Below are 26,555 nucleotides of genomic sequence, written 5' to 3'. Positions count from 1 at the left end.
TACTCTTAAAAAACAAAAACAAATGAAAACAGCATATATAGTAAAAGCATATAGAACCGCAGTTGGAAAAGCACCAAAAGGGGTTTTTAGATTTAAAAGACCTGATGAATTAGCAGCAGAAACCATTCAGTTTATGATGGATGAACTGCCTGATTTTGACAAAAAACGTATCGATGACGTTATGGTAGGAAATGCCATGCCGGAAGCAGAACAAGGACTTAACGTTGGACGTTTGATCTCTTTAATGGGATTAAAAGTAGAAGATGTTCCTGGTGTTACGGTTAACCGTTATTGCGCATCTGGATTAGAAACTATCGGAATGGCAACTGCTAAAATCCAATCGGGAATGGCAGATTGTATCATCGCTGGTGGAGCAGAAAGTATGAGTTTTATTCCGATGGGAGGTTACAAACCAACTCCGGATTATAAAGTTGCCGCTGCAGGTCACGAAGATTACTATTGGGGAATGGGTTTAACTGCTGAAGCGGTTGCCAACCAATACAAAATCTCAAGAGAAGATCAGGATGAGTTTGCTTACAACTCTCATATGAAAGCGTTGAAAGCTCAGGCTGAAGGTAAATTCGACAAACAAATCGTTCCGATTACTGTTGATCAGACTTTCATCAATGAAAATGGAAAAAAAGAAACGAAATCATACGTTGTAAAACAAGACGAAGGTCCGCGTGCCGGAACATCTGTTGCTGCTTTGGCTGGATTAAGACCTGTTTTTGCTGCCGACGGAAGCGTTACAGCAGGTAACTCATCACAAATGAGTGATGGTGCTGCTTTTGTTTTAATCATGAGTGAGGACATGGTTAAAGAATTGAATCTTGAGCCAATCGCCAGATTAGTAAATTTTGCTTCATCTGGTGTTGAACCAAGAATTATGGGTATCGGTCCTGTAAAAGCAATTCCGAAAGCCTTAAAACAAGCTGGTTTAGAATTGAAAGATATTGACTTAGTTGAATTAAACGAAGCTTTTGCTTCTCAGTCTTTGGCCGTAATTCGCGAGTTAGGTTTAAACCCTGATATCGTAAACGTAAACGGTGGAGCGATCGCTTTAGGTCACCCTCTGGGATGTACAGGCGCTAAACTTTCTGTTCAGTTATTTGATGAGATGAAACGCAGAGGTAATAAATACGGAATCGTGAGTATGTGTGTTGGTACTGGACAAGGTTCTGCAGGGATTTACGAGGTTCTTTAAGAGAGGATAGAATATAGAACAAAGAGAATAGATTTTAGAGAATAGATGTTTATTGAGAAGAGATAAGATCATTTAATTTTAATAAGTAGTAAAAATCCTACTTATTTTTAATTTCTTAACTTAGCTTAAAAAACATGAGACATAATTATAAGAATTTGAAGATTTGGCAACTTGGAATTTTAATTGCTAATGATATTTCAGATTTATTGTTAAACTTTCCGAAACATGAAAGGTATGATTTAAGTTCTCAAATAAGCAGATGTTCTGTTTCAATGCCTAGTAATATTGCTGAAGGTTCATCCAGAACAGATAAATCTTTTAGTCATTTTTTAGACATTTCTCTAGGTTCTTCATTTGAACTCATTACACAATTATTGATTGCAACGCATAGAAAATATATAAACGAAACACAATTTAACCAATTAGAAATTAAAATAGAAGAATTTCAAAGAATGACAATGGGCTTCCAAAACGGCTTAAAGTAAAGTAAGCCCAGTCTAAAATCTATTCTCTATATTCTATTTTCTTTTCTCTAAAAAGAATAAAAATGGCAGATACAATCGAAAAAAACGTAACCCGTGGTGGTCAGTTTTTAGTTAAAGAAACAAAGTGCGAAGATATCTTTACACCAGAAGATTTCTCGGAAGAGCAGTTAATGATGCGTGACTCTGTGAAGGAGTTTGTAGACAAAGAAATTTGGCCTAACAAAAATCGTTTTGAGAAAAAAGATTACGCATTTACAGAAGAAAGCATGCGTAAAGCTGGTGAATTAGGACTTCTTGGAGTTGCAGTTCCTGAAGAATACGGTGGATTAGGAATGGGATTCGTATCTACAATGTTGGTTTGCGATTACATTTCTGGTGCTACAGGATCTTTCTCAACTGCTTTTGGAGCACATACAGGTATTGGAACTATGCCAATTACACTTTATGGTACAGAAGAACAAAAGAAAAAATACGTTCCGAAATTAGCTTCTGGAGAATGGTTTGGAGCTTATTGCTTAACTGAACCAGGTGCAGGATCTGATGCTAACTCTGGAAAAACAAAAGCTGTTTTATCTGAAGATGGAAAATATTATTCAATCACTGGACAAAAAATGTGGATTTCGAACGCAGGTTTCTGTAGCGTTTTCATCGTTTTTGCCCGTATTGGAGATGATAAAAACATTACAGGTTTCATCGTTGAAAACGATCCGTCTAACGGAATTTCTATGAATGAGGAAGAGCATAAATTAGGAATCCGTGCATCTTCTACTCGTCAGGTTTTCTTCAACGAAACGAAAGTTCCGGTTGAAAACATGTTGTCTGAGAGAGGAAACGGTTTCAAAATTGCAATGAATGCATTAAACGTTGGTCGTATTAAATTGGCTGCTGCATGTCTTGATGCTCAAAGAAGGGTTACTTCAGGAGCTGTAAAATATGCTAACGAAAGAATTCAGTTTAATACTGCAATTTCATCTTTTGGAGCTATCCGTTCTAAATTGGCTGAAATGGCTACTAGCGCTTATGCCGGAGAAAGTGCTTCTTACAGAGCTGCAAAAGATATTGAAGACAGAATTGCTGCTCGCGAAGCAGAAGGTACAAGTCATCAGGAAGCTGAATTGAAAGGTGTTGAAGAATATGCTATCGAATGTTCTATTTTGAAAGTAGCTGTTTCTGAAGATGTTCAGAATTGCGCTGACGAAGGAATTCAGGTTTTTGGTGGAATGGGATTCTCTGAAGACACTCCAATGGAAAGTGCCTGGAGAGATGCTCGTATCGCTCGTATTTACGAAGGAACAAACGAAATCAACAGAATGCTTTCTGTAGGTATGCTGATCAAAAAAGCAATGAAAGGTCACGTTGATTTATTAGGACCTGCAATGAAAGTTCAGGAAGAATTAATGGGAATTCCATCTTTTGATACTCCGGATTTATCTGAATTATTTGCTGAAGAAAAAGGAATTATCGCTAACCTGAAAAAAGTTTTCCTGATGGTTGCCGGAAGCGCTGTTCAAAAATACGGTCCGGATTTAGATTCTCACCAACAGTTATTAATGGCTGCTTCTGATATCTTAATCGAAATTTATATGGCTGAAAGTACTATTCTTAGAACTGAAAAATTAGCCAAAAATCAAGGTGAAGCTAAAGTACAGGAACAAATTGCCATGGCAAAATTATACTTATACAAAGCTGTAGATATCGTGAACTTAAGAGGAAAAGAAGGAATTGCTTCTTTCTCTGAAGGAGACGAACAACGTATGATGTTAATGGGATTAAAACGTTTTACAAAATACACCAACTTGCCAAACGTAGTGGCATTAAGAGAAACAATTACCAATAAATTAGTTGCAGAAAACGAATACTGCTTCTAATACAAAAATAGTTTTTAGCTTTTAATTTGTTTAAACCCGCACTAATCCGAAACAGTGCGGGTTTATTTTTTTATTTTTTCACTATGTGAATTTTTTTCACCATATAAGTTATATAAGTTCATTTAAATATATTTTGCCGATATTGTTTGCGATTTTAATTACTTATATTTTCTAAAACGCATTTAAAAGATATAGCTTATATTTTCTTATATAACTTATATGGTTTAAACAATCACAAATCTTTATTAAAATTACAATTCTGTTACATATTCTATAGCGATTTTTATATTCTAATGTTTTATATTTAGCATTTCAAAAAACTAATAGCTTAAAAATGAAACAAATTAACCTGATTGCCCTTTTATTATTTTGTGCTCTTACTACAAACATCTTTGCACAAAAAAATAAAAAAATGGATGTCATTGCTTACTATACTGGTGATGATAAACTAATTAACGAATACGAAGTAAATAAACTGGATCAAATTATTTTTAGTTTTTGTCATTTAAAAGACGGAAAACTAAGCGTAGATTCTGCTAAAGATTCTACCACTATTAAACATTTGGTTTCTTTAAAAGCATCAAATCCACAACTAAAAATTGTGCTTTCACTTGGTGGCTGGGGAGGTTGCGAACCTTGTTCAGCAGCATTTTCGACTGCTGAAGGAAGATTGAAATTTGCAAAGTCCGTAAAAGAAGTAAGTACTTATTTTAAAGTTGACGGTTTAGATCTTGATTGGGAATATCCTGCAATTGAAGGACTTCCGGGTCATTTATTTCAACCTGCTGATAAACCTAATTTTACAGAATTAATTAAAATTCTGCGTTCTACTTTAGGAAAAAAATACGAATTGAGTTTTGCTGCCGGAGGTTTTCAAAAATATCTTGACGAATCTATCGACTGGAAAGCGGTTACGCCATTGGTAAATCGTATTAATATTATGAGCTACGATTTGGTAAACGGTTATTCTAAAGTTACAGGACATCATACGCCATTATACAGCACAAATCCTAATGAAGAATCTACAGACAGAGCGGTTGCTTTTTTACTAAAACAAGGAGTTCCTGCTGAAAAACTAATTATTGGCGGTGCATTTTATTCGAGAACATGGAAAAATGTAGAAAACGTAAACAATGGTCTATACCAAGCCGGAGAACATATTCAGGGTGCTGATTTCAAAAACTTTGCAACCACTTATACAGAAGCAAATGGCTGGAAATATTTTTATGATGAAAAAGCACAAGCACCATATTGGTACAATGCGGGTACAAAAACATTTGCAACATCTGATGATATTAAATCTATCAAAGCAAAAACTGAATATGTAAAAGCTAAAAAATTAGGTGGAATTATGTTCTGGGAACTTACCTTAGATAGTCCTAAAAACGGAATGGTTAATGCTATTTATGAAGTTAAAACAGCCAAATAATCACATTAAAAACAACTATTGGGTGTAATTTTTAACACATAGAAACATAGAATTATTGAACTCAGAAAGACGTTTCACTTGCATTAACAAACATAGCTATGTGTGAGAAACTAGTTTCTTTTTGATTTCCTTTTTCAACTACATAAATCTATGCCTCTATATGTTTAATTAATTTTTATGATTACAATGGATTTAAAAGAATAAAAAACGGCAGTTGTCTTAGAGATAACTGCCGTTTTTTTATTTTTTAGTTTCACTCTCTTTCGGAGCATGAATTCTTCCATCGTAAGAAATGGATGCTCTGTTATTACTATTGATACTAACCGATGTACCGCCATCATAAAAAATAGTAAACAAAAGATCATAAACATCATTTGTTCCGCTAACGGTTGTTTTGATCAGGTATTTTTTTCCCTTTTGTTCTACTTTGATATTTTCCGGTTTTCCTTCAAATTTTATTCCGCCATCAGATCCATACCCTACGTTGAATGCTCTTCCAAAAAAAGGCAAATCGCAAACTACATTTTCTGAAGTAAATTTTATAAAATAGGTATTGTAATCTAAATTAAGCATTCTGGTTCCTTGCGGATAAGCTTTCTCTGCATCAAAAACAAAATTTTTAGAATTGATAAGTGCTTCAATTTCTTTTTGTTTTTCAAGTTCTTTTTCTTGTTTTAATTCTTTTTTGGTTTTTTCCTGTGCGAAACCATCAAAGCTAAAGAAACAAAACAGCATCAATAAAATGGCTACCCTTTTCATGATTTCTATTTTTTAGTGAATCGCATCATAGCAATATCACCAGAAATTAAATTCAGTGTTTTGCCATCATCTGTAATATCGTACGAAGTTATTTTTTGCAGTGTATTCATATACGTCTGCTCACCTTGCCCATCTCCACACATCATTTTGGTCATTGCCATTGGTTGTGTAAAATCAATTTTGTTGCCGTCAATGCTCAATTTTCCTGTGTATGAATTACAGCTGCTATTACCCGAAACACGGTTTTCTTTTGAGTCAAAAACTATGGTTGGTTTTTTATTTGGGTATAAACCATCAAAAGCAATTCTTGGTCCTGAAATATAATTAAGTTCCCAGGTTCCGTCAAGTTTAGAAACTGTATTTGTTTTTGTGCATTTACATGAGATCGATACAAGCCCTAAAAAAACTAAAATTAAAGCATTCTTTATCATAATATTACTGATTAAATTAAAAATTTCAATTGAATTATTTACGTAAAATCGTACCCAGAACTGAATCATTTTTATAAAAACAGGAACAAAGCAAAACCAATAGTTTTGGTTTTTTTTAACTTTTGGCCTCAGAGAGTTTCAGTAATTTTATGCTAAATTTACTTATTATTTAATTAAATGCCTTAAAAATGAAAAAAATAATCCTCTCTTTCGCTATAATTACAGCCTTAATTGTTGGTTGTAAAACAAGTACAAAATCTAATGATGCTAAAACTTTAACGGTTGCACTGGAACCAAAAAGTGGAAGCACTGTTACCGGAACAGCAACTTTTACTGAGAAAAATGGAAAAGTAACATTTACAGCAAAAATGGCCGGATTACAACCCGGAGTTCACGCTATACATATTCACGAAAAAGCAGATTGTTCTGCTGCTGATGCAAGTTCTGCAGGCGGACACTGGAATCCAACCTTTAAAAAACATGGAAAATGGGGCGTTGGAGAGTATCACAAAGGTGATATTGGAAACTTTACCGCAGATGCCCAAGGTAATGGTTCTATCACATTGACAACTGACGAATGGTGTATAGGATGTGAAGATGAAACCAAAAATATCCTGGGAAAAGGTTTAATCGTGCATCAGGGAACGGATGATTTTACCACTCAGCCAACCGGAAATGCAGGCGGTCGAGCGGCTTGTGCAGGAATTATCAAGTAAAAACACAATAACCACTATTTTTTCACAAAATTTAGTGGTTATTTCATTTAAAATTTAAACATACCACAAGAAAAAGATATAGCTTTGTAGCCTCAAACTAGTAATAATGATTAACCCATCGGCATCCGGCTGGATCGATAAATTTTTTAGCGAACAAAAGTTCTCAGAAGCAATTCCTTTTGAAACTGTGGATTCTTTTTACTATAAAGTGAGAGAAACCGGCTTTATCTATGGGCACATTATTTCAATTGATTCCCAAATTCCAATTCCGATAAAAGGCTGGTTTAAAACCGAAATTTCTAAAATTGCCTTATTAAATACTTTATATGGTGTTTTTTGTTTAGAAAAAAGAAATTCGGAACCAAAGAATTTTATTGCAGAGGTTTTAAAGTTCTACAATGAAATGAATCCTGAGGGATTTAATCTTTTTAAAATTTTACTGCCAAAAGATACTCCTTCCCTTTCTTTAGAAAATATAATCGATGAAAGAGTTCAGACTAATGATAGTATTATTAGTAAAAACTTTTCGCATTTGGTAACCAACGCTTTGTTGTTTATTGATGTTTTGGCTTTCAGACAGTATTTGGCTCATGGTGAAATTCCGGAGAAGTATTTAAAACGAATTGAAGAAACGGTGCTTGGTATTGTTGGTTTGGCTTTAAAAACCAAAACAGTAAAATCACAACATGACGATTTATTGATTAAACTTTTTGAGGCTTCTATTCGCTATTCAAAATTTTCAAAAGTTACTGTTGAGACTTTAGAAACTTTGCAATTGGATTATTTCATCAACAGGTTAGAACAATACTATTTGATTGATATGGCGGGAATGGCTTTATGGAGCGATGGTGTTGTAGAAAATGAAGAAGCTTATTTTCTATATTCATTAGGATCGATGTTGCGCGTTTCTGATAATTTTGTAACACAAAGTATTGATACTACACATAGTTTTATTACAACCCATAAACATAAAATTCCTTATTTTAATTACTCAAACCCAGTAAAGCATTTTTACGACCAAATGACGCATACGGTTGTAAAACTGATTATAAGAAACAAAAACAGACTTGTTAGGGAAATTGTTCAAAGCAAAGAATTAATGGTTCTTTTGGCTCATTCTACAACGAGGGATCTGGATGCGAAAGAAAAGAAAAAAGTAAAAAAACAGATTTTGGATATCTGTAAAACGATCCCGTCGCTCACTATATTTTTACTTCCGGGAGGAAGTTTGTTATTACCGATTTTAATCAAGTTTATTCCAACCATGTTACCATCGGCATTCAATGAAAACCTGGACGAAAACGAATAAAAAAAATCGCCCTTTTGAGGCGATTTTTTATTTCTTATAAATTACTAAGCTGGTAAACTTCGTCTAATTCATCATTCGAAGCAATATTTACATTTAAATCGGTTACAAAACCAGAATTTAAACCGTAAACCCATCCGTGAAGCATTAAATCCTGACCGTTTTTCCAGGCACCTTGTACAATTGATGTTTTGGCTAAGTTGTAAACTTGTTCTTTAGCATTAATTTCAACAAAAGCATTAAAACGCTCTGTTTCATCTTCAATTGAATTTAAATATTTATCATGTAAACGATATTCATCTTTAATATGACGAATCCAGTTATCAATAATTCCAACAGACATATTTCCCATTGCAGCTTTTACACCACCACAACCGTAATGTCCGCAAACAATAACGTGTTTTACTTTCAAAACATTTACTGCATAATCCAAAACACTTAGCATATTCATATCAGAGTGTACGACCATGTTGGCAATATTTCTGTGTACAAAAACTTCACCCGGTTTAGCACCAATAATTTCGTTTGCAGGAACGCGGCTGTCAGAACATCCAATCCATAATAATGGCGGTGTTTGTCCTTTTGCTAAATCTGCGAAATAATTTGGGTCTAATGCTAATGATTTTTCAACCCATTCTTTATTGTTGTCTAATAATTTTTGATAAAATTCTCTCATAATGTATTACTATTTTATAATGGCATTTATAGTGTCTAAAAATATCAATAAAGACTACTTTTTTGTAAAGTTACCTAAATTCTGATATTTCTTCACTTTAGAAATACCTAAAATTTATTTAATTGTTTTAAAATTGTTCTTTTGTAACTTCTTTCTTAACCAGCGCTCTTTTTGCAACATCATAATAATGTTCTATCGAAACGTGATTGTTATTATCAGGCGTATTTTCTAATTCATACGCTTTTTTGAAACCTTTCAGTTTCACCTTAATATTTTCGTCAATTGCACGTGTTTCTTTAAACTCGCGAATTAAATCAAGAACATCATGAGCAATATATTCCGTATCATGCGCATTGATGATTACTTTTGAATTTTCAGGAATTTCACTCAATGTTAATTTAATTGCCGCTTTGTTTAAAAATGAAACTTCCTGCGCCAAATCGATATGAATAACATCTCCGTCTTCGTATTCTTCCTTTTTAAAGCTGTAGGCTCTTTTCAGGTTTCCTCTCAATACAAAAATAATACTGATGATGATTCCTAATGCCACACCTTTTAATAAATCTGTTGCAACAACAAATACCAAAGTGGCAATAAAGGGCACAAACTGATATTTTCCTTTTTCCCAGAAATGGAAAAACGTTGCAGGTTTTGCTAATTTATATCCAACTAAAATCAAAACAGTTGCTAAAGTAGCCAACGGAATTTTGTTTAAAAGTGCCGGAATAGACAAAACACTTACTAATAAAAGTACACCGTGAATAATTGCCGACATTTTAGATTTTGCCCCGGCATTGTTATTTGCTGAAGATCTTACCACAACAGATGTCATTGGCAAACCTCCTAAAAGTGAACTTACTATATTACCAATTCCCTGAGCTCTAAGTTCAACATTGGTATCAGTATAACGTTTTTGAACGTCCATTCTATCTGAAGCCTCAATACACAATAAAGTTTCGATAGAAGCAACAATAGCAATGGTAACACCAACAACCCAAACCTGTGGATTTGTTACTGCAGAAAAATTTGGTGTAACTATAATAGATTTAAATTCATCAAAAGATTTTGGAACCGGTAAAGAAACCAAATGTTCTTTTGCTATCGCCAAAGAGCTTCCGGTAGCAATAAAAATTTCATTTAAGACTACTCCTAAAATAACAGCAATAAGCGCACCCGGAACTAATTTTAATCGCTTTAAGAAAGGAACTTTATCCCAGGAAATTAAAATCGCCAGCGAAATTAATGAAATAACCACTGCTCCTAACTGAATATGATTGATAACATCGAATAAAAATGAAAATGAATTGCTTCCATCATTTTGAATAAATGCCTGATCGCCTTCAAAATCAGCATCGTAACCAAAAGCATGCGGAATTTGTTTTAGGATGATAATGATACCAATACCTGCTAACATTCCTTCGATAACATTGGTTGGAAAATAATTTGAAATACTTCCGGCTTTTAAAAATCCTAATGCTAACTGAATTGCCCCGGCAATAAAAACAGACATTAAAAATACATCGAAGGCACCAAAATCAGTGATTGCGGTTAAAACTATAGCTGTTAAACCAGCTGCGGGACCAGATACACTAACATGTGACTGGCTTAAAAACCCAACCACAATACCACCAATAACACCTGCGATAATTCCAGAAAATAAAGGCGCTCCAGAAGCCATTGCAATACCTAAACACAACGGAAGAGCCACCAAAAAAACCACTAAACCTGAAGCAAAATCAGATTTAAGGTTGGCAAAAAGATTAATTTTTTTGACATAATACAATACTAATAATTGATACATAAAAGATCTACTGTATTTATGATAGAATACAGTTTTTTAAATAATCGGAAGTATTATGACAAGTTGGGAGGTGGAGCAAAAATGCTCTGAGAAATATTATCAAGTTTGGCAATATTTTCAGAAACTATTGTTCTTTTTTCAATATAAGCGGGCAATAAAACTTCATGTTGAATTATTGCCGGATGAACAGTTGCTTTAAGTTCTTTATGTGAATGCTCTTCTTCAGAAAAACTGAAAGATAAAGACGTATTATTACATTTCTTCATCAACGTTACTACTGTAGGAGTTGATAAGAAAGCAATAAATATGAATAATAATATGCGAGCAACTAATTTCATTGTGGCAAAAATAGCGTTAAACAAATAAAATCAAAGCGAAGAACGTAAAATTTTATAGAAATTTAACAAAAATAAAAAACAGAATGATGTTTAATTAACCATTCTGTTTCTAATTTATTTATAAAGAGCTTTTTACAACTCTTCTTCAAGCCAGGCATTCATCATCCAAATTGTTTTTTCCTGTTCGGCAATGAAATCACTCATCATAGAATTTGTTCCTTCATCATTAATTTCTGCTGCTTTATTAAGAATTTCTCTTTCAATTTTTAATAAATCAGATAAGGAATTAACGATTAAATGAACCGCTTTCTCATCATTTGAAATGTTTTTTCCAACAGTTAATTTGTTATTTTGAATGTAATCTTCAAATGTATGCAACGGAGTTCCGCCTATGGTCAGGACTCTTTCGGCAATCATATCAATTTTCAATTGTGAATCTGTATATAATTCTTCGAATTTTACGTGTAAATCAAAGAAACGTTTTCCTCTAATATTCCAGTGAATTCCTCTTAAGTTTTGATAATAAACCTGAAAGTTTGATAATAAAACGTTTAGCTCTTTTACTAATAATTCTGACTCTTTTACAGGTAATCCTAAAATATTTGTTTTCATGTTTTTATTGTTTTTACAGTAACTTACTACAAATTTAGAGGAAGTTCTTTAAAAAAAGTATAAAAAAAATTATATTTTCTTATTTTTGTATCAAAAATTACTATCAAAATGACGATAACTCAATTACAATATGTATTAGCTGTAGCCGAACATAAAAATTTTACCCTTGCTGCCGAAAAATGTTTTGTTACGCAACCCACTTTAAGCATGCAGATTCAGAAAATTGAAGAAGAATTGAATATTTTAATTTTCGACAGAACAAAAAAACCAATCCAACTTACAGAAATTGGTCAAAAGATTGTAAATCAGGCCAAAAATATTGTAAATGAAGCTGATAGAATTAAAGATATTGTAGAACAGCAAAAAGGTTTTATTGGCGGAGAATTTCGTTTAGGAATTATTCCGACGATTATGCCAACGCTTTTACCTATGTTTTTAAATAATTTTATCAAGAAATATCCAAAAGTGAAGCTTTTAATCGAAGAATTAAATACGGATGAAATTATTGTAAAATTAAAAAACGGACATCTTGATGCTGCGATTGCCGCCACTCCATTAGAAGATGAAAAAATTAAGGAAATCGTTTTGTACTTCGAACCGTTTGTAGCTTATATTCCGGAGCAGCATGCTAATTTTCAAAAGGACGAAATTGAAGTTGCCGATTTAAACATCAACGAAATTTTGCTTTTGCAGGATGGACATTGCTTTAGAGACGGAATTTTGAATTTATGCAAAAACGGAACCGATGTAGAACAAAATAATTTTCAGATTCAAAGCGGAAGTTTTGAAACCCTTATAAAATTAGCCGATGAAGGTTTGGGCACAACGTTACTTCCGTACTTGCACACCTTAGATTTGAAAGATTCCGATAAACTGAAACTACGAAACTTTAAGGAACCAAAACCTGCCCGCGAGGTAAGTTTAATTTACCCAAAGAGCGAATTAAAAATGCAAATCATTGACGCTCTCAGGTCTACAATTGCCGGAGTTGTAAAAGGCGCAATTGTTTTTCAAAACGTACAAATCATTAGCCCGCTGCATCAAAAGAAATAAAATAAAAAAGGAGCTGATTAGGCTCCTTTTTTTATACTTTGATGAGTAGTAAACTTGGTTTTAGTTCTGGTTTTTCAATAATAAAATTTAATAACCACTCTTGTAATTGCTCCATTTCGTATGGTAACAGCGTTTTGATAGCTTTTTCTAGTTCTTTACAGAAAAGTATCGGATCGAAACTTACTCTCTCAAGTATTGATTTCGTGTAATCAAACATCATTTTTGACATAATAAAATATGAATATGGGGGTTATTTATATTTCTAAACTCGCACCAAATGTAAACAAATATCACACATAAAGATGCTTTTTAACTTATTTTTTTAAAAATTTTAGCAACGAAACCGTTTTCTTAATAAACATAAATCAATATAGAACTATTCTAAATAACTGATTTAAGTGCTTTTAGTCGCTCTAAACATCTCACGTTTTCCTGGTGGTCCAGCTAACTTTTCTACGGTAAATCCTACCGAAATCATGCTCCTTTTAACAACTCCTCGGGCAGCATAAGTTACCAAAACACCATTTGGTTTTAAACTATTATACATTTTCTGAAAAATTTCTGTACTCCATAACTCCGGTTGAACCCGATATCCGAAGGCATCAAAGTAAATCAAATCAAAAATTTCATAATCGTCTATTTCATCAAAAAATTGTTTCCTTTTAGTTAACGAAAAGCAGGTGCTAATTTCGGTTTTAATATTCCATTCACATTTATGCATTTTTTCAAAAATGTTATCGAATTCCAATGCGCCGAGTTCTGTCACATAATTCATTTCTAAAACTTCACTTGCATCAACAGGATATGCTTCTACCCCTACATAATCTATATTTTGCTGTTTTTGGTTTGCTTCCAGAAAAGTAATAAAAGCATTAAGTCCGGTACCAAAACCAATTTCAAGAATCGAAACGGGTTTATCACCAAATAATGAAAGTCCATTTTTTATAAATACGTGTTTTGCTTCCTGAATTGCGCCATGTTTAGAATGGTAACATTCATCCCATTCTTTCAAATGAATTGTCGTTGAACCATCTAGCGTTTTAATTATTTCTCTTTCCACTTTTTTGAGATTACTAGCAGGATTTTATTCGTTTAAAATCCATTTTCCTAGTCAAAATTACTCAAAACAAATGCGTAAAGCCTTAAAATTCGATTGTTTTTTCATAAATTCTTTATAAAACTAAGTATTTTATTTCCGTTTATTATAAGATAAATAAATCTCAATTAAACACAGGAATTAATGCAGTTTTACCAAGCAAATTGTATAATTTTACTTAATTTTGCATTGAATAAAACCTATTTAACACCAAATCATCACTTTAGATTCATTTTATTGAGATAACATTACATAAAAAAACATACATTACTATGAGTACAACTCAAACAAACAAAATTGAAATCAGAAAAGCTACTTCGTCTAAAATAAGCGCAGTAGACTTTGAAAACTTAAGCTTTGGTGCTGTTTTTACAGACCATTTATTTGAATGTGATTTTAAAAATGGAGAGTGGCAAAATCCTGTCATTAAGCCTTATGCTCCTATTTTAATGGATCCATCTTCAAAAGTCTTCCATTACGGACAAGCTATTTTTGAAGGAATGAAAGCTTATAAGGATGAAAACAATGATGTTTGGTTGTTTAGACCTGATGAAAACTACAAACGTTTCAACAATTCTGCGGTTCGTATGGCAATGCCTGAAGTTCCTGAAGACATTTTTATGGAAGGTTTAAATGAATTATTGAAAATCGATCAGGAATGGATTCAGAGAGGAAACGGAAGCAGTATGTATATCCGTCCTTTTATGATTGCTACAGGACCTGGTGTTATTGCAAATCCGTCTGATGAATATAAATTCATGATTTTACTTTCTCCTGCAAAATCATATTATGGTGGAGAAGTAAAAGTAATTATTGCTGAACATTATAGTAGAGCTGCAAATGGTGGAATTGGTGCTGCAAAAGCGGCCGGAAACTATGCTGCACAGTTTTACCCAACTAATTTGGCAAACAAAGATGGTTTCCAACAGGTTATCTGGACAGATGATGCAACGCATACTAAATTGGAAGAAGCAGGAACAATGAACGTTTTCTTTAGAATTAATGATACTTTATTGACTGCTCCAACAAGTGAAAGAATTTTGGATGGTGTTACCAGAAAAAGTCTAATTGCTATGGCAGAAAAAGAAGGATTAAATGTAGAAGTTCGTCCGGTTATTGTTTCAGAATTGGTAGAAGCTGCTAAAAACGGATCTTTGAAAGAAATTTTTGGAGCTGGAACTGCTGCCGTAATTAGCGTAATTAAAGGATTCTCCTATCAGGATGTTTATTACGAAATGGATCCAATTGAAAATTCATACGCTTCTTTATTAAAAGAAAAACTAACAAATCTTCAAAATAAATTATCTGAAGATACTTTTGGCTGGACTGTAAAAGTTCAATAATCGAAAGATATTTCAAAATAAAAACCCGACAGATTTAAAATTTGTCGGGTTTTCTGTTTTATTCTATTTATTTATAATGTAAAAAAATTAAACACATAGAAACATAGATTTTATATGCATAACAAAGAATATAAAAAGAAACAAGTTCCTCAAACATAGCGATGCGTATTAATACAAGTGAAAACGACTTTTTTCAAGCTTCAAAAAACTATGTTTCTATGTGTTTAAAATATTTGCAACAAGATTTTTTATAACAGTTTCGAAAAATCCGGTTTAAAATAATTTGGGCCTTTCATTACCTTACCATCTTCTCTGTAAATTGGCTGTCCGTTTTCGCCTAATTTACTCATATTACTACGCTGAATTTCATCAAAAACAGCTTCAATTTTATCCTGCAAACCGTGTTCAATAATTGTTCCGCATAAAATATACATCATATCTCCAAGAGCATCAGCAATTTCGACTAAATCATTTTTTTGCACTGCATCGAGATATTCTTCATTTTCTTCTTTCATTAAATTATAACGAAGGTATTTTTTAGTTTCGCCCAAATCTGCAATTGGTGTTTCGCTGTGTCCTATTTTAAAAGCCGTATGAAATTCTTTTACAGCATCTATTTGTTTCTTCATGATTTTATTTAGTTAAATGGAGTACCAAATTAGCAACTATTCATATACAATTCTCTAAATTTGTCAAAAATAATTTCAACTTATGTTTAGTCAGGGACAATTAATATTCGCAGTCTGTTTTTTTATCGCATTTGTAATCGTTATGATTTTTGCTTACCGAAAAGATCTTGCACTGCACAAAATTTTTTACAAAGGAAATTACAAAGTATTAATTGGTTTCTTACTTTTTATTGCGATTTTATTTGTCATCAAAATCTTTTTTAAAAGGTAATTCCGGAATTTATTTCTATATTTAAAATATAAAGACAGAAGCCTGAGATTTATACTTAAGTTTTTATTATTACCGTTCTGTCTAAATATTTTTATTGATCATATTATAACTAAAAAGTACCGTTTTATTTTTACGCTATTCGCCAGACTAGTAATAAAATTTATAACTTTACGAACCAAATAACCTGCACGATGAAGATTTTAAAATATCTATTTCTATTATTATTACTAACTCTAGTTGCCCTAACTGTATTTGTTGCTACTCAAAAAGGAATTTTTTCTATTGAAAGAAGCAAGGTGATTAATTCACCCCGAGCTACAGTTTATAACTATGTAAATGATTTTAGAAATTATGAAGATTTTGAATCATGGTCTCTGGAAGATCCTTCAATGAGAATGACTTTTCCAAATAAAACTATCGGAAACGGAGCTTCATATTCATGGGAAGGTGTTGAAGGAAAAGGAAGTGCGATTACACTTAAAACAAAAGACGGGGAAAGTATTGAGCAAAAAATGAAGTTTGATGATACAGAAGCGGATGTAAACTGGACTTTTAAAGACACTTTGGCAGGTAAAACTGTTGTAACCTGGAAAGCCAAAGGAACAATGAGTTTTTTATTTAAAATCTATACCGCTTTAAACGGCGGATCTGATAATGTTATTGGTACTATTTATGAAAAAAGTCTTGCTAACATTGACAAAAACTTAGATTACGAAACTAAAACTTTTACTGTAAAAGTAAATGGTGTTGTTAAAAAAACAGAGACTCCTTATATTAAACAAACTTTTACGAGTGAAATTTCTAAAGTAAATAAAAATGCCAGAGTCGTAATTCCGAAACTGATTCATTTTAGCCAGACTAACGGATTACATAATAATGGAAAACCATTTATTATATATCATACTTACGATATAACAACAGGTTTGGCAAAAATTTCTATTTGTTTGCCAATCAATAAAGAGATTTCGATTAGCGCAGGAAGTGATATTTTAGCTGGAAAATTAAATAGTTTCGAAGCTGTAAAAACCACTTTAACGGGCGATTACTCGCATACTAATGAGGCAATTGTAAAAACAAGAGCTTTTATAAACAATGAAAAAATTGTTCCTGAATTGGGATGGTCGCATCTTGAAATTTTAACGGTTAGTAAATTGGATGTAAAAAGTCCGTCGAAATTAGTAACTGAAATTTATTTTCCAACAAAACCAAAAGTAGTTCCAGTTCCGGTTGAAGCTCCGGTTTACAGACCGCAAACCCAAACACAGGCACCAGCACAACAAAAACCAGCAGCTACAACAACTACGCCTCCACCTGCAAAAGAAGAAGAGCAATCTGAATTCTAAAAAAATTAAAAGGTAGATTAAACCTTTTGTTTTAAATTCATTCTAATAAGTTAAATGATAAAGCTTGACAAACGAGAAGGAATTTATCGCACAATTATTAGATCCTAAAACGCAAAATATTGCGTTTCAAAAACTCGTGTCTGATTATCAAAAACCACTGTATTCTCATGTTCGAAACATTGTTTTGAACCATGATGATGCCGATGACGTTTTGCAAAATACTTTTGTGAAGGTCTTTCAGTATTTAAAAAATTTTAAGGGAGAAAGTAAACTCTTTTCCTGGATGTATCGCATTGCGACCAATGAAGCATTGACTTTTTTGAGCCAAAAAGCAAAACTAAACGGAATAACATCTGAAGCCTTACAAAATAAAACAATCGACAATTTAAAAGCCGATACTTATTTTGATGGTGACGAGATTCAGATTAAACTTCAAAAAGCTATTGTAACATTGCCGGAAAAACAGCAATTGGTATTTAAAATGAAGTATTTCCAAGAATTAAAATACGAAGAAATCGGAGAAATTCTGGGAACTTCGGTTGGGGCACTCAAAGCATCTTATCATCATGCAGTAAAAAAATCGAATTATATGTTACATCAAATTAAACCTTTTGTTATAAAACATATCTTATAGACATTATGAAGACATTTAAATTAGAAAACGAACCGAAAATAACAACTGGATTTAAAACTCCGGATGATTATTTTGATGATTTCTCAGCAAAAGTTTTACAGCAAATTAACGAAACGAAAGAAGTAAAAGTAATTCCGATTTACAAACGTAAAAATGTTCTTTCAATACTTGCCGCTGCTGTTGTTTTTATAGGCTTATTGATTCCGATAGTAAACAACTACAACAATACATCAAAAGAACTTGACGAAGCTACTTTAGAAACCTATTTAAGCTATCAATCTAATTTGAATCAATATGATTTAATTAAAGAATTGGATACAAAAGACATAGACAAACTTAATAAGAGTGTTGCTCTTGAACAGGAAACACTGGAAGATATTTTATCTTCAAATCCAAACATTGAAAATTTAATTTCAGAATAAAAAACTTAAAAGATGAAAAAAATATACTACCGATTCTGCTATTTTTAGTAAGTTTTTCATTTTATGCACAAAGTGATAAAGACGAAAAACGCGAAAAAATAAAAGCTTATAAAGTTTCTTTTTTAACGACAGAACTGGAACTTACTTCAACAGAAGCAGAAAAATTCTGGCCGATTTACAACACTTATGATGACAAACAATTTGAATTGCGTCATGATAAAATGAAAACATATTTACGAAAATTAGATGATGATAATATCAATTCTTTATCTGAAAAAGATGCAGCAACACTTTTGGCACAAATAGAAAGTACTGATAAAGAATTATATCTTTTGCGTGAAAAATATATGACAAATCTTAAAAAAGTCCTTTCGGCAAAAAAATACTAAAGCTTAAAAAATCTGAAGATGACTTTAACCGCAAATTGCTAAAACAATATCGCGATAAAGCTGCCAAAAAAGAATAAAAGAAACAACAGCGACAAGGCCCCTATATAATAATACTTACTTTATTATTTAGGGGTCTTGTTATTTTTATTTAAGTAGTAAATCTAAGTGTAATTTTAACCGCAAGGCACGCAAAATTTTTTAATATGATTGGGTTAGAAAACGCAAAGTTCGCAAAGCTTTCTATTTAATTAGCTTTGCGAACTTTGTGTTTTCTAAACATATGCTTAAATAAATCTTAGCGCACTTTGCGTTAAAATATAACAATTATTATTTAAATCGAAGACGGATTACTTTATTAAAACCTGCAGCAATAGCTGTATTTCTATTGACAAAACGAATCGTAAACAGAGAGGAATCAGTAGATAACTGCATCCAGTTTTCGCCTCCATTTTGAGAGTATTGTATCCCTTCTGAACCAACACATATAATTTCTTTTCCATTTCCGCCCGGAACATATTGTATACAAGAAGCGTATCCAAACCCCATATCCTGGCCTATTAATGTCCATGTCATTCCGCCATCAGCAGTAAAAGCTTTATTATTTGATTTTTTGTTTGGAAGATCATAATCTCCTCCGGCAATAAATCCGTGTTTAGAATCATAAAAATCGGCTGTAAAAATACCCGTCATTGCCTTTCCCTGCACGATTGGAGTTTCAATAACTTTCCATGTTTTTGCTTTATCGGCAGAGTAAAAAACACGTGCTTTTTTTCCTCCGGAAACCAGCCATGTATCATTTCCATTAATTACAATATTCGTGTTACTTGCTGCAAAAGCCGCCTCTCCTTGCGAGTTTGTTGGCAATTTATCTGATAATAATTTTGTCCATGTTTCACCTCCGTCGCGGGTAACAATTATAGAAAATGTATCTTCTGTCGGATCTCCAATTGCAATACCTTCTTTATCGTTCCAAAATTGCATACTATCGTAAAAAACTTTCTGATTGATTTCTTTATAAACTAATTTTACTTTTTGTGTTTTTTTAGAAACCTGGTAAAGCAAAGCAGGATTTGCAACACTCAATAAATATATATTTTGTGAAGTTTGTGCGATACTTCTGAACTCTAATTTTAAAGTGTCACGATAAATATGTTCTTCAAATTTTTCGTTTTTATCTAAATCATAATAGCCAAAGCGAGAATAATCTCCTCCGTACCACACTTTATTTTTATCAATTAATATTGCTCTAATACTAATTTTATCCTTAAATAAAGTATCTATTTGTACTGAAGTAAAACCACCGAACAAAGCTTTTTCTCATTGAAGTTCAGCGTTTTAAAAGACACCATCAAAACAAATAGAGTGCAAAATAAAAGTACTTTTTTCATATAGATTAGATTTTTTTTATTGCTAAAATACAATTATTTATAACATTTAAAAGAGGTTTGATATTTTTTTCTGGCACAGTAATTGGATATCCAACAATATTAAACTTAATATGATTTTATCATGAAAACGAAACTACTTTTAATAGCGATAATAGCAATAGGTTTTGGATCTTGTAAAGCACAAAGCCAAACTACTGTATATGCAAAAAATTCAGATATAAGCGATAATTTAGACTTAAGAGCCGTGGCATCGATGTTTGGGGACTCAGACAATCTTCAGGATTTTGAAAGAAGACTGAACGATCCTAAATATCAAATTTCAAACCTTGACTTAAATGGTGATGACCAGGTTGATTATTTACGTGTAATAGAATCTGTAGAAGACAGAACTCACGTTGTAATTATTCAGGCTGTACTTGATCGTGATGTGTATCAGGACATTGCAACTATAGATATTGAAAGAGACAATTCTAATAAAGTTGTTGTTCAGGTTGTGGGTAACAGTTATTTATATGGAGATAATTATATTTACGAGCCTGTTTATAGTGTAGCACCAGTAATTTACACTTCATTTTGGGTAACGAATTACAGACCATATTATTCAACTTGGGGTTGGAATGTTTATCCAACATATTATTCTGCCTGGAGACCTTACCCTATTTACAGATATAGAAACAACGTTAATGTTTGTATCAACGTAAATAACCATTACAACTATGTAAACACACGTAGAAGTTACAGAGCTCCTGTTATCTATCAAACAAGACGTAGTTATGGTTATGAAACAATGCGCCCTAATTACGGTTTCTCTCAAAGACATTCAAATGTAAACAACCGTTATGAGTTAGATCAAAGACGTGTTGCAAGCAGAGAAGCAAACAGAGGTTCAAATACATATAACACAAACAGATCTAATTCTAATAGAGTTTCTGGTTCTGATAACAGAACAACAACAAACAGAAATTACACAGAAAACAGAACTAATACAAACAGAAGTTACAATTCTGAAAGAGGTAATGCAAGTAGAAATAATTCGGCTACGCCAAATAATTCTGCAAGAGTTGATAATAATACACAAAGAACTGAATCAAGAGGATATTCAAGCGAAAACAGATCAAACACAAACAGAACTTCTACAGCTTCACAACAAACACAGCCTACAAGAAGTTATTCTGAAAACAGATCAAACACAAGCAGACCAACCTCTGTGCCTCAACAGACGCAGCCAACCAGAAGCTATTCTGAAAGCAGCAGATCAAGTTCTAATAATAACTCATCAAGAGCACAAAGCTCTCAAAATACGCAACGTTCTGAATCTCCAAGAGCAAGTCAGGAATCAAGAAGCAGCAGCCAACCGCAAAGAGGAGAAAGCGGATCTAACTCATCAAGAGGTGGCGGAAGAAGAGGTTAATAAATTCTTATTTCTTAATCAAAAATTAAAGCACAATTTGACGATTGTGCTTTTTTTTATCTTTTTAATTTTAATTACCGCTAATTTGTTTTAAAACAGTAAATTTGCAACCGTCTTTTATAAAAATATACATGAGCGCAGCACATAAAAACTTACACAGTAAGTTGTCTATTGGGGGTTTATTAATCACACTAGGAATTATTTATGGAGATATTGGTACATCTCCATTGTATGTAATGAAAGCCATCCTTGGCGAGCATGCTATTACTGCGGATATCGTTTTAGGAGGTATTTCATGTGTTTTTTGGACATTAACATTACAAACTACTATAAAATATGTACTTATTACCTTAAGCGCTGACAATCATGGCGAAGGTGGTATTTTTGCTTTATATGCATTAGTCAAAAAAACAAAAATTCAGTGGCTTATTGTTCCTGCAATTATAGGTGGTAGCGCCTTGCTGGCAGACGGAATTATTACACCGCCCATCTCAGTATCATCTGCTATAGAAGGAATAAAAACATACTATCCTGAAATAAATACTATTCCAATCGTTATCGGAATTTTATTTGTTTTATTTACAATTCAACAATTTGGAACTAAACTAGTTGGTAAATTTTTCGCACCAATGATGTTAATTTGGTTTACCATGCTGGGAACTTTAGGAGTTATTCAAATTGCGCAACATGTCGAAGTTATAAAAGCCATTAACCCGTATTATGCTTATCATTTACTGCAAGTACACCCAGAAGGATTTTTCGTTCTTGGGCTAGTATTTTTATGTACAACCGGAGCCGAAGCTTTGTACTCAGACATGGGACACTGCGGAAGAAAAAACATTAGAATAAGCTGGATTTTTGTAAAACTAACTTTAGTATTAAACTACTTTGGTCAGGCAGCTTATTTAATTCACCATGAAGGTCAAACTTTACAGACTTTGGGCGGAGAAAACGGAAATCCGTTTTACTTAATCATGCCGGACTGGTTTCAGCCTGTGGGAATTATTATAGCAACTTTGGCAGCTGTAATTGCATCTCAAGCTTTAATTAGCGGATCGTTTACTTTGATTAACGAGGCAATGAGATTGAATTTCTGGCCTAAAGTAAAAATCAAATATCCTACTGAAGTAAAAGGACAATTGTACATTCCGTCGATTAACTGGTTATTGTTTTTTGGTTGTGTGGGAATCGTTCTTCACTTCGAAAAATCTAGTAATATGGAGCATGCCTACGGTTTAGCGATCGTGTTATGTATGATCATGACTACTATTTTGCTGAATTATTACTTAATCATGAAAAGAATAAAATTGTATTTCATGGTTCCGTTAATAACCGTTTATTTATTGATCGAATTTAGCTTTTTGATTGCCAATGTTACCAAATTTGCCGAAGGTGGTTACGTAACTTTAATCATAGCAGCAATTTTGATTTCGATCATGACCATTTGGTATCTGGCTAAGAAAATCAATAAAAACTACACCAAAATCGTTAAGATTGACGATTACAAAAAAGTACTAGTTGAGCTAAGCAAAGATTTATCGATACCAAAATATGCTACGCATTTAGTTTACATGACCAATGCCAATCGTGTTGACGAATTAGAACAAAAAGTAATGTATTCTATATTACAAAAACGTCCTAAAAGAGCTGACATTTATTGGTTTGTACATGTAAATATTTTAACTGAACCATACAAAACACAATACAAAGTAACTGAAATTGCAAAAGACGATATTTACAGAGTTGATTTTAATTTAGGTTTTAGAGAGCCAACAAAAATCAATTTGATGTTTCGTGAAGTAATTAGAGATATGGTAAAAAATGGCGAAGTAGATATTACAAGTCGTTACGAATCATTAAATAAAAACAATATTATTGGAGACTTTAAATTTGTATTGTCTGAGAAGTTCTTATCAAACGACAATGATTTAAGATGGCACGAGAATATTATCATGAACTCTTATTTCTTCATTAAAAAATTAAGTTTGTCTGAAGAAAGAGCTTTCGGTTTAGATAGTAGTTCTGTAAAAATAGAGAAATTCCCAATGGTGCTTCATGCTCCGGAAAATATTGGATTAACGAGAATTATAAAATAAAAGTTATTTCAAAATAAATTCAGAAAACACTCTTTTAAACTTTATTAGAGTGTTTTTTTCTTTTTAATGAAAGTTGAAACTACAATTAGAATTAAAAATTTAACTTTCAATCAATTAATAGTACCTTTGCAACTCAAATAATAAAAATGAGATTACACAGAAATTTAGTTTATACTACCATCGATTCTTTAAATGCAATTTTCAATGAAGGAGAATATGCAGACAAAGTGGTAGCAAGAGCCTTAAAAAAAGACAAACGTTGGGGAAGTTCTGACAGGAAGTTTGTTGCTGAAACGATATACGAAATTGTTCGTTGGAAAAGATTATATGCTGAAATTGCCGAAGTTAAAGAACCATTTGACAGAGACAATTTATGGAGAATGTTTGCAGTTTGGGCCGTTTTAAGAGGATATCCAATTCCGGATTGGAAACAATTAGAAGGAACACCTGAAAGAAAAATAAAAGGACGTTTTGACGAACTTTCAAAAGTTAGAGCATTCAAAGAATCTATTCCGGATTGGATGGATGAATTGGGTGTAAAAGAATTAGGCGAAAAAGTTTGGTCTAAAGAAATTGCTGCTCAAAACCAGCCTGCAAAAGTTATTTTAAGAACAAATACACTTAAAGGAACAAAAGAAAACCTAAGAAACACGTTGATGGATTTAAATATTGAAACAGAATATTTAAAAGATCAGCCCGAAGCTTTAGTTTTAAAAGAAAGAGCCAATGTATTTTTAACAGACGCTTTTAAACAAGGTCTTTTTGAGGTTCAGGATGCCAACTCACAATTAGTGGCTGGTTTTCTGGATGTAAAACCTGGAATGCGTGTTGTAGATACTTGCGCAGGAGCTGGTGGAAAAACATTGCATATTGCGTCTTTGATGGAAAACAAAGGACAATTGATTGCAATGGATTTGTACGAAAGTAAATTGAAACAATTGAAATTAAGAGCCAAAAGAAATGGTGCTTTTAATATTGAATATCGCATTATCGACACTACAAAAGTCATTAAAAAACTGCACGAAAAAGCAGATCGTGTTTTAATTGATGCACCTTGTAGCGGTTTAGGAGTACTAAAAAGAAATCCTGATGCAAAGTGGAAATTACAGCCTGAATTTATTGACAACATTCGTAAAGTTCAATCTGAAGTTTTAGAAAGCTATTCTAAAATTGTAAAACCAGGCGGAAAATTAGTTTATGCAACATGTTCTGTTTTACCATCGGAAAATCAGGAACAAGTTGAAAAATTCCTGAAAACTGAAATAGGAAAACAATTTAATTTTATAAAAGACCGTAAAATTTTGGCCTCAGAGTCTGGTTTTGATGGTTTTTATATGGCACTTTTAGAACGTAAGGAATAAATTAAATCCCAAATAAGATTAAATTCCAATAAAAAAATCCCAAATTCCAACCGTAAAATTGGAATTTGGGATTTTTGTTTGCTTTTATTTTTTTTGATTTATCGCTTAGAATGTTTAGTCCCTACGGGCAATGTCGTTAAGTTAAGCTTTTTAAAAAATAAAATTATTGCAAATCAAATCTGTTTTTATCCGCGTTTTTACAAAGTAAATCTGTTTTATCCGCGTCAAAATTAGACGCTGATTTTACTGATTCCCTAAAGCGAAAACGCTGATAAAAACGGATTTTTCTAATTACTTTCTTGATTAAATTGTTAGGTAATTTTTAGACTTACTCTTAACTTAACGACATTGCCCGTAGGGACTACACTTCATTATAAAAAATTTTCAAATAAAAAATCCCAAACCCCAATTTTACGGTTGGAATTTGGAATTTTTATTTATTGGAATTTCACACTAAACTCGGTTTACGCAACAATTTTCCGTTTTCGTTTTCTTTGAATTTCGGAACAAAAACAATTTCTTTTGGTTTTTCATATCTGTCCAGAACATCAAAAAAATCAGTTGCAAAATCTTGTTTTTCACCTTCAATAACCAAAATTAATTTTTCTCCCAAAACAGTATCCGGAATTCCGGTTACAAAAAATCTGGAATTAATTTTATCAATCAGCTTTGCTTCTATTTGCTCTGGAATCAATTTTACTCCTCCGCTATTGACAACATTATCAATTCTTCCTAAAAAAATAAACTGATTTTCTCTTATTATTTCTACCAAATCGTTAGTTACTATTGGTTCCTCAGAAATAGTATCAACAGTAATAACAAGACACCCTCGATCATCCTGAGCAATATTTACGTTTGGCAAAACGGTAAAAACGTTCTCTCCTACCCTTCTTGCCGCGATATGGGTAATGGTTTCCGTCATGCCATAAGTTTCATAAACTTCTGTTTTTAACGGCAAAACTTTTTCCTCAAGAGATGAATCCATCTTGGCTCCGCCAACAATCAGTTTTTTAACATTTTGCAAAGCTTCAATTGAATTTTGAACTTGTAAAGGTACCATTGCAACAAAATCATATTTAGTAATATTTAAAGCTAATGGATGTGTGCTTGGCTCAACAATATCTAAATCAAGACCTAAAATAAAACTGCGAACCAGCATCATTTTACCGGCAATAAATTTTACAGGCAAACAAAGTAAAGCTTTATCACGAGGTTCTAATTCAAAAAAATCTCCCGTAGCCAATGCAGATTGAATCATGGCTTGCTTTTGCAATTTTACCACTTTTGGCAATCCTGTTGTTCCCGAAGTTCTCATTTCGATATAATCTTTATCATCAAACCAATCCAATAAAAACTCTCCTATAGCTCTATCATTTGCATCGCCTTCTTTTATATAATCATAACCCACGCGACGCAATTCATCTGCAGTTAAATGATATCCGTTTATCTTAAAATAATTGTGAACATTTTTATGTGTTAACTGTAACATATATT

General features: G+C 32.5%; 27 protein-coding genes. 16 read left to right on the top strand and 11 right to left on the bottom strand.

All coding sequences use genetic code 11. The features are described from left to right. Positions 1 to 22: 22 nt before the first annotated feature. From ACZZZT_RS10010 to ACZZZT_RS09995, 4 genes are all read left to right on the top strand, one after another. Positions 23 to 1,204 (top strand): acetyl-CoA C-acyltransferase, encoded by a 1,182-nt coding sequence (locus ACZZZT_RS10010; protein ID WP_073395273.1) that lies wholly within the window; start codon positions 23 to 25, stop codon positions 1,202 to 1,204. Between the two features lie 134 nt (positions 1,205 to 1,338). Beyond that, positions 1,339 to 1,689: a four helix bundle protein gene (locus tag ACZZZT_RS10005; protein ID WP_463460249.1), complete on the top strand. Its 351-nt coding sequence runs from the start codon at positions 1,339 to 1,341 to the stop codon at positions 1,687 to 1,689. 62 nt (positions 1,690 to 1,751) lie between these two features. Then, positions 1,752 to 3,557 carry an acyl-CoA dehydrogenase family protein gene (locus tag ACZZZT_RS10000; protein WP_463460248.1) on the top strand — a complete coding sequence of 602 codons (1,806 nt, stop codon included), beginning with the start codon at positions 1,752 to 1,754 and terminating at the stop codon, positions 3,555 to 3,557. A gap of 334 nt (positions 3,558 to 3,891) precedes the next feature. After that, positions 3,892 to 4,986 (top strand): glycoside hydrolase family 18 protein, encoded by a 1,095-nt coding sequence (locus tag ACZZZT_RS09995; RefSeq protein WP_463460247.1) that lies wholly within the window; start codon positions 3,892 to 3,894, stop codon positions 4,984 to 4,986. Positions 4,987 to 5,226: 240 nt separating this feature from the next. Here the strand turns inward: ACZZZT_RS09995 and ACZZZT_RS09990 are convergent, their stop codons facing one another. Together ACZZZT_RS09990 and ACZZZT_RS09985 are read right to left on the bottom strand one after the other, a co-directional pair. After that, complete coding sequence (locus ACZZZT_RS09990) at positions 5,227 to 5,745, bottom strand: DUF4251 domain-containing protein (protein ID WP_463460246.1); 519 nt, start codon at positions 5,743 to 5,745, stop codon at positions 5,227 to 5,229. A 5-nt stretch (positions 5,746 to 5,750) separates the two neighbouring features. Continuing rightward, complete coding sequence (locus ACZZZT_RS09985; protein WP_463460245.1) at positions 5,751 to 6,245, bottom strand: META domain-containing protein; 495 nt, start codon at positions 6,243 to 6,245, stop codon at positions 5,751 to 5,753. Positions 6,246 to 6,364: 119 nt separating this feature from the next. Between ACZZZT_RS09985 and ACZZZT_RS09980 the strand changes: the two genes are divergently transcribed. Together ACZZZT_RS09980 and ACZZZT_RS09975 are read left to right on the top strand one after the other, a co-directional pair. Then, a complete protein-coding gene (locus tag ACZZZT_RS09980; RefSeq protein WP_042563108.1) occupies positions 6,365 to 6,892 on the top strand; it encodes a superoxide dismutase family protein in 528 nt (175 codons plus the stop codon). A gap of 106 nt (positions 6,893 to 6,998) precedes the next feature. Continuing rightward, positions 6,999 to 8,201: an LETM1-related biofilm-associated protein gene (locus ACZZZT_RS09975; protein ID WP_463460244.1), complete on the top strand. Its 1,203-nt coding sequence runs from the start codon at positions 6,999 to 7,001 to the stop codon at positions 8,199 to 8,201. Positions 8,202 to 8,235: 34 nt separating this feature from the next. Here ACZZZT_RS09975 and can read toward each other — a convergent pair whose 3' ends face one another. The 4 genes from can to ACZZZT_RS09955 form a co-directional block, all read right to left on the bottom strand. Beyond that, positions 8,236 to 8,874: a carbonate dehydratase gene (gene can / locus ACZZZT_RS09970; RefSeq protein WP_042563110.1), complete on the bottom strand. Its 639-nt coding sequence runs from the start codon at positions 8,872 to 8,874 to the stop codon at positions 8,236 to 8,238. Between the two features lie 127 nt (positions 8,875 to 9,001). Beyond that, the gene (locus ACZZZT_RS09965) at positions 9,002 to 10,675 is read right to left on the bottom strand and encodes a SulP family inorganic anion transporter (RefSeq protein WP_463460243.1); all 1,674 of its coding nucleotides are present in this window, start codon (positions 10,673 to 10,675) and stop codon (positions 9,002 to 9,004) included. A 53-nt stretch (positions 10,676 to 10,728) separates the two neighbouring features. Continuing rightward, the gene (locus ACZZZT_RS09960; RefSeq protein ID WP_463460242.1) at positions 10,729 to 10,941 is read right to left on the bottom strand and encodes a hypothetical protein; all 213 of its coding nucleotides are present in this window, start codon (positions 10,939 to 10,941) and stop codon (positions 10,729 to 10,731) included. 204 nt (positions 10,942 to 11,145) lie between these two features. Next, a complete protein-coding gene (locus ACZZZT_RS09955; RefSeq protein ID WP_042563113.1) occupies positions 11,146 to 11,625 on the bottom strand; it encodes a Dps family protein in 480 nt (159 codons plus the stop codon). 108 nt (positions 11,626 to 11,733) lie between these two features. Here ACZZZT_RS09955 and ACZZZT_RS09950 point away from each other — a divergent pair, with 108 nt between their 5' ends. Then, positions 11,734 to 12,678, top strand: a complete 945-nt coding sequence (locus ACZZZT_RS09950; protein WP_073395279.1) for a LysR substrate-binding domain-containing protein — start codon at positions 11,734 to 11,736, stop codon at positions 12,676 to 12,678. Between the two features lie 31 nt (positions 12,679 to 12,709). On the opposite strand, the gene ACZZZT_RS09945 is transcribed toward ACZZZT_RS09950, so the two are convergent. Together ACZZZT_RS09945 and mnmC2 are read right to left on the bottom strand one after the other, a co-directional pair. Continuing rightward, complete coding sequence (locus tag ACZZZT_RS09945; protein ID WP_042563115.1) at positions 12,710 to 12,907, bottom strand: hypothetical protein; 198 nt, start codon at positions 12,905 to 12,907, stop codon at positions 12,710 to 12,712. A gap of 165 nt (positions 12,908 to 13,072) precedes the next feature. Further along, positions 13,073 to 13,738 carry a tRNA (5-methylaminomethyl-2-thiouridine)(34)-methyltransferase MnmC2 gene (mnmC2, locus tag ACZZZT_RS09940; RefSeq protein ID WP_463460241.1) on the bottom strand — a complete coding sequence of 222 codons (666 nt, stop codon included), beginning with the start codon at positions 13,736 to 13,738 and terminating at the stop codon, positions 13,073 to 13,075. A 308-nt stretch (positions 13,739 to 14,046) separates the two neighbouring features. Here mnmC2 and ACZZZT_RS09935 point away from each other — a divergent pair, with 308 nt between their 5' ends. Next, positions 14,047 to 15,117, top strand: coding sequence for a branched-chain amino acid aminotransferase (locus ACZZZT_RS09935; RefSeq protein ID WP_463460240.1), 1,071 nt, complete (start codon positions 14,047 to 14,049; stop codon positions 15,115 to 15,117). Between the two features lie 248 nt (positions 15,118 to 15,365). Here the strand turns inward: ACZZZT_RS09935 and ACZZZT_RS09930 are convergent, their stop codons facing one another. After that, entirely contained in the window at positions 15,366 to 15,746 is a 381-nt protein-coding gene (locus tag ACZZZT_RS09930; RefSeq protein ID WP_463460239.1) for a pyrophosphohydrolase domain-containing protein, read from the bottom strand. 82 nt (positions 15,747 to 15,828) lie between these two features. Between ACZZZT_RS09930 and ACZZZT_RS09925 the strand changes: the two genes are divergently transcribed. The 5 genes from ACZZZT_RS09925 (at position 15,829) to ACZZZT_RS09905 (ending at position 18,805) form a co-directional block, all read left to right on the top strand. Beyond that, a complete protein-coding gene (locus tag ACZZZT_RS09925; protein WP_042563119.1) occupies positions 15,829 to 16,017 on the top strand; it encodes a hypothetical protein in 189 nt (62 codons plus the stop codon). A 191-nt stretch (positions 16,018 to 16,208) separates the two neighbouring features. Beyond that, positions 16,209 to 17,360, top strand: coding sequence for an SRPBCC family protein (locus ACZZZT_RS09920; RefSeq protein ID WP_463460238.1), 1,152 nt, complete (start codon positions 16,209 to 16,211; stop codon positions 17,358 to 17,360). A 64-nt stretch (positions 17,361 to 17,424) separates the two neighbouring features. Next, the gene (locus tag ACZZZT_RS09915; protein WP_463460237.1) at positions 17,425 to 17,994 is read left to right on the top strand and encodes an RNA polymerase sigma factor; all 570 of its coding nucleotides are present in this window, start codon (positions 17,425 to 17,427) and stop codon (positions 17,992 to 17,994) included. 5 nt (positions 17,995 to 17,999) lie between these two features. After that, entirely contained in the window at positions 18,000 to 18,416 is a 417-nt protein-coding gene (locus ACZZZT_RS09910) for a hypothetical protein (protein ID WP_463460236.1), read from the top strand. A gap of 221 nt (positions 18,417 to 18,637) precedes the next feature. Then, the gene (locus ACZZZT_RS09905; RefSeq protein WP_463460235.1) at positions 18,638 to 18,805 is read left to right on the top strand and encodes a hypothetical protein; all 168 of its coding nucleotides are present in this window, start codon (positions 18,638 to 18,640) and stop codon (positions 18,803 to 18,805) included. A gap of 327 nt (positions 18,806 to 19,132) precedes the next feature. On the opposite strand, the gene ACZZZT_RS09900 is transcribed toward ACZZZT_RS09905, so the two are convergent. Continuing rightward, positions 19,133 to 20,113 carry a WD40/YVTN/BNR-like repeat-containing protein gene (locus ACZZZT_RS09900; RefSeq protein ID WP_463460234.1) on the bottom strand — a complete coding sequence of 327 codons (981 nt, stop codon included), beginning with the start codon at positions 20,111 to 20,113 and terminating at the stop codon, positions 19,133 to 19,135. A gap of 201 nt (positions 20,114 to 20,314) precedes the next feature. Here ACZZZT_RS09900 and ACZZZT_RS09895 point away from each other — a divergent pair, with 201 nt between their 5' ends. The 3 genes from ACZZZT_RS09895 (at position 20,315) to ACZZZT_RS09885 (ending at position 25,061) form a co-directional block, all read left to right on the top strand. Continuing rightward, on the top strand, positions 20,315 to 21,604 hold the full coding sequence (locus ACZZZT_RS09895; RefSeq protein ID WP_463460233.1) for a hypothetical protein: 1,290 nt from the start codon (positions 20,315 to 20,317) through the stop codon (positions 21,602 to 21,604). Between the two features lie 131 nt (positions 21,605 to 21,735). Beyond that, positions 21,736 to 23,700 carry a KUP/HAK/KT family potassium transporter gene (locus ACZZZT_RS09890; RefSeq protein WP_463460232.1) on the top strand — a complete coding sequence of 655 codons (1,965 nt, stop codon included), beginning with the start codon at positions 21,736 to 21,738 and terminating at the stop codon, positions 23,698 to 23,700. 146 nt (positions 23,701 to 23,846) lie between these two features. Then, complete coding sequence (locus ACZZZT_RS09885; protein ID WP_042563127.1) at positions 23,847 to 25,061, top strand: RsmB/NOP family class I SAM-dependent RNA methyltransferase; 1,215 nt, start codon at positions 23,847 to 23,849, stop codon at positions 25,059 to 25,061. 448 nt (positions 25,062 to 25,509) lie between these two features. Here ACZZZT_RS09885 and ACZZZT_RS09880 read toward each other — a convergent pair whose 3' ends face one another. Next, complete coding sequence (locus ACZZZT_RS09880; protein WP_463460231.1) at positions 25,510 to 26,550, bottom strand: AMP-binding protein; 1,041 nt, start codon at positions 26,548 to 26,550, stop codon at positions 25,510 to 25,512. Positions 26,551 to 26,555: the final 5 nt, after the last annotated feature.

The organism is Flavobacterium sp. AC274 (assembly GCF_979258275.1).
The sequence above is the reverse complement of the archived record's forward strand: the minus strand, read 5'-3'. Positions and strand labels throughout refer to the sequence as shown.

Bases quoted from the DNA above. Each gene is read 5' to 3' on its own strand.
- ACZZZT_RS09950 (WP_073395279.1), top strand. From the start codon at position 11,734: ATGACGATAACTCAATTACAATATGTATTAGCTGTAGCCGAACATAAA.
- ACZZZT_RS09945 (WP_042563115.1), bottom strand. From the start codon at position 12,907: ATGTCAAAAATGATGTTTGATTACACGAAATCAATACTTGAGAGAGTA.
- ACZZZT_RS09935 (WP_463460240.1), top strand. From the start codon at position 14,047: ATGAGTACAACTCAAACAAACAAAATTGAAATCAGAAAAGCTACTTCG.
- ACZZZT_RS09885 (WP_042563127.1), top strand. From the start codon at position 23,847: ATGAGATTACACAGAAATTTAGTTTATACTACCATCGATTCTTTAAAT.
- ACZZZT_RS09975 (WP_463460244.1), top strand. From the start codon at position 6,999: ATGATTAACCCATCGGCATCCGGCTGGATCGATAAATTTTTTAGCGAA.
- ACZZZT_RS09925 (WP_042563119.1), top strand. From the start codon at position 15,829: ATGTTTAGTCAGGGACAATTAATATTCGCAGTCTGTTTTTTTATCGCA.
- ACZZZT_RS09980 (WP_042563108.1), top strand. From the start codon at position 6,365: ATGAAAAAAATAATCCTCTCTTTCGCTATAATTACAGCCTTAATTGTT.
- ACZZZT_RS09960 (WP_463460242.1), bottom strand. From the start codon at position 10,941: ATGAAGAAATGTAATAATACGTCTTTATCTTTCAGTTTTTCTGAAGAA.
- ACZZZT_RS10000 (WP_463460248.1), top strand. From the start codon at position 1,752: ATGGCAGATACAATCGAAAAAAACGTAACCCGTGGTGGTCAGTTTTTA.
- ACZZZT_RS09995 (WP_463460247.1), top strand. From the start codon at position 3,892: ATGAAACAAATTAACCTGATTGCCCTTTTATTATTTTGTGCTCTTACT.
- ACZZZT_RS09895 (WP_463460233.1), top strand. From the start codon at position 20,315: ATGAAAACGAAACTACTTTTAATAGCGATAATAGCAATAGGTTTTGGA.
- can (WP_042563110.1), bottom strand. From the start codon at position 8,874: ATGAGAGAATTTTATCAAAAATTATTAGACAACAATAAAGAATGGGTT.
- ACZZZT_RS09890 (WP_463460232.1), top strand. From the start codon at position 21,736: ATGAGCGCAGCACATAAAAACTTACACAGTAAGTTGTCTATTGGGGGT.
- ACZZZT_RS09965 (WP_463460243.1), bottom strand. From the start codon at position 10,675: ATGTATCAATTATTAGTATTGTATTATGTCAAAAAAATTAATCTTTTT.
- ACZZZT_RS09985 (WP_463460245.1), bottom strand. From the start codon at position 6,245: ATGATTCAGTTCTGGGTACGATTTTACGTAAATAATTCAATTGAAATT.
- ACZZZT_RS09905 (WP_463460235.1), top strand. From the start codon at position 18,638: ATGAAAACATATTTACGAAAATTAGATGATGATAATATCAATTCTTTA.
- ACZZZT_RS10010 (WP_073395273.1), top strand. From the start codon at position 23: ATGAAAACAGCATATATAGTAAAAGCATATAGAACCGCAGTTGGAAAA.
- ACZZZT_RS10005 (WP_463460249.1), top strand. From the start codon at position 1,339: ATGAGACATAATTATAAGAATTTGAAGATTTGGCAACTTGGAATTTTA.
- ACZZZT_RS09880 (WP_463460231.1), bottom strand. From the start codon at position 26,550: ATGTTACAGTTAACACATAAAAATGTTCACAATTATTTTAAGATAAAC.
- ACZZZT_RS09990 (WP_463460246.1), bottom strand. From the start codon at position 5,745: ATGAAAAGGGTAGCCATTTTATTGATGCTGTTTTGTTTCTTTAGCTTT.
- ACZZZT_RS09955 (WP_042563113.1), bottom strand. From the start codon at position 11,625: ATGAAAACAAATATTTTAGGATTACCTGTAAAAGAGTCAGAATTATTA.
- ACZZZT_RS09920 (WP_463460238.1), top strand. From the start codon at position 16,209: ATGAAGATTTTAAAATATCTATTTCTATTATTATTACTAACTCTAGTT.
- ACZZZT_RS09930 (WP_463460239.1), bottom strand. From the start codon at position 15,746: ATGAAGAAACAAATAGATGCTGTAAAAGAATTTCATACGGCTTTTAAA.
- ACZZZT_RS09910 (WP_463460236.1), top strand. From the start codon at position 18,000: ATGAAGACATTTAAATTAGAAAACGAACCGAAAATAACAACTGGATTT.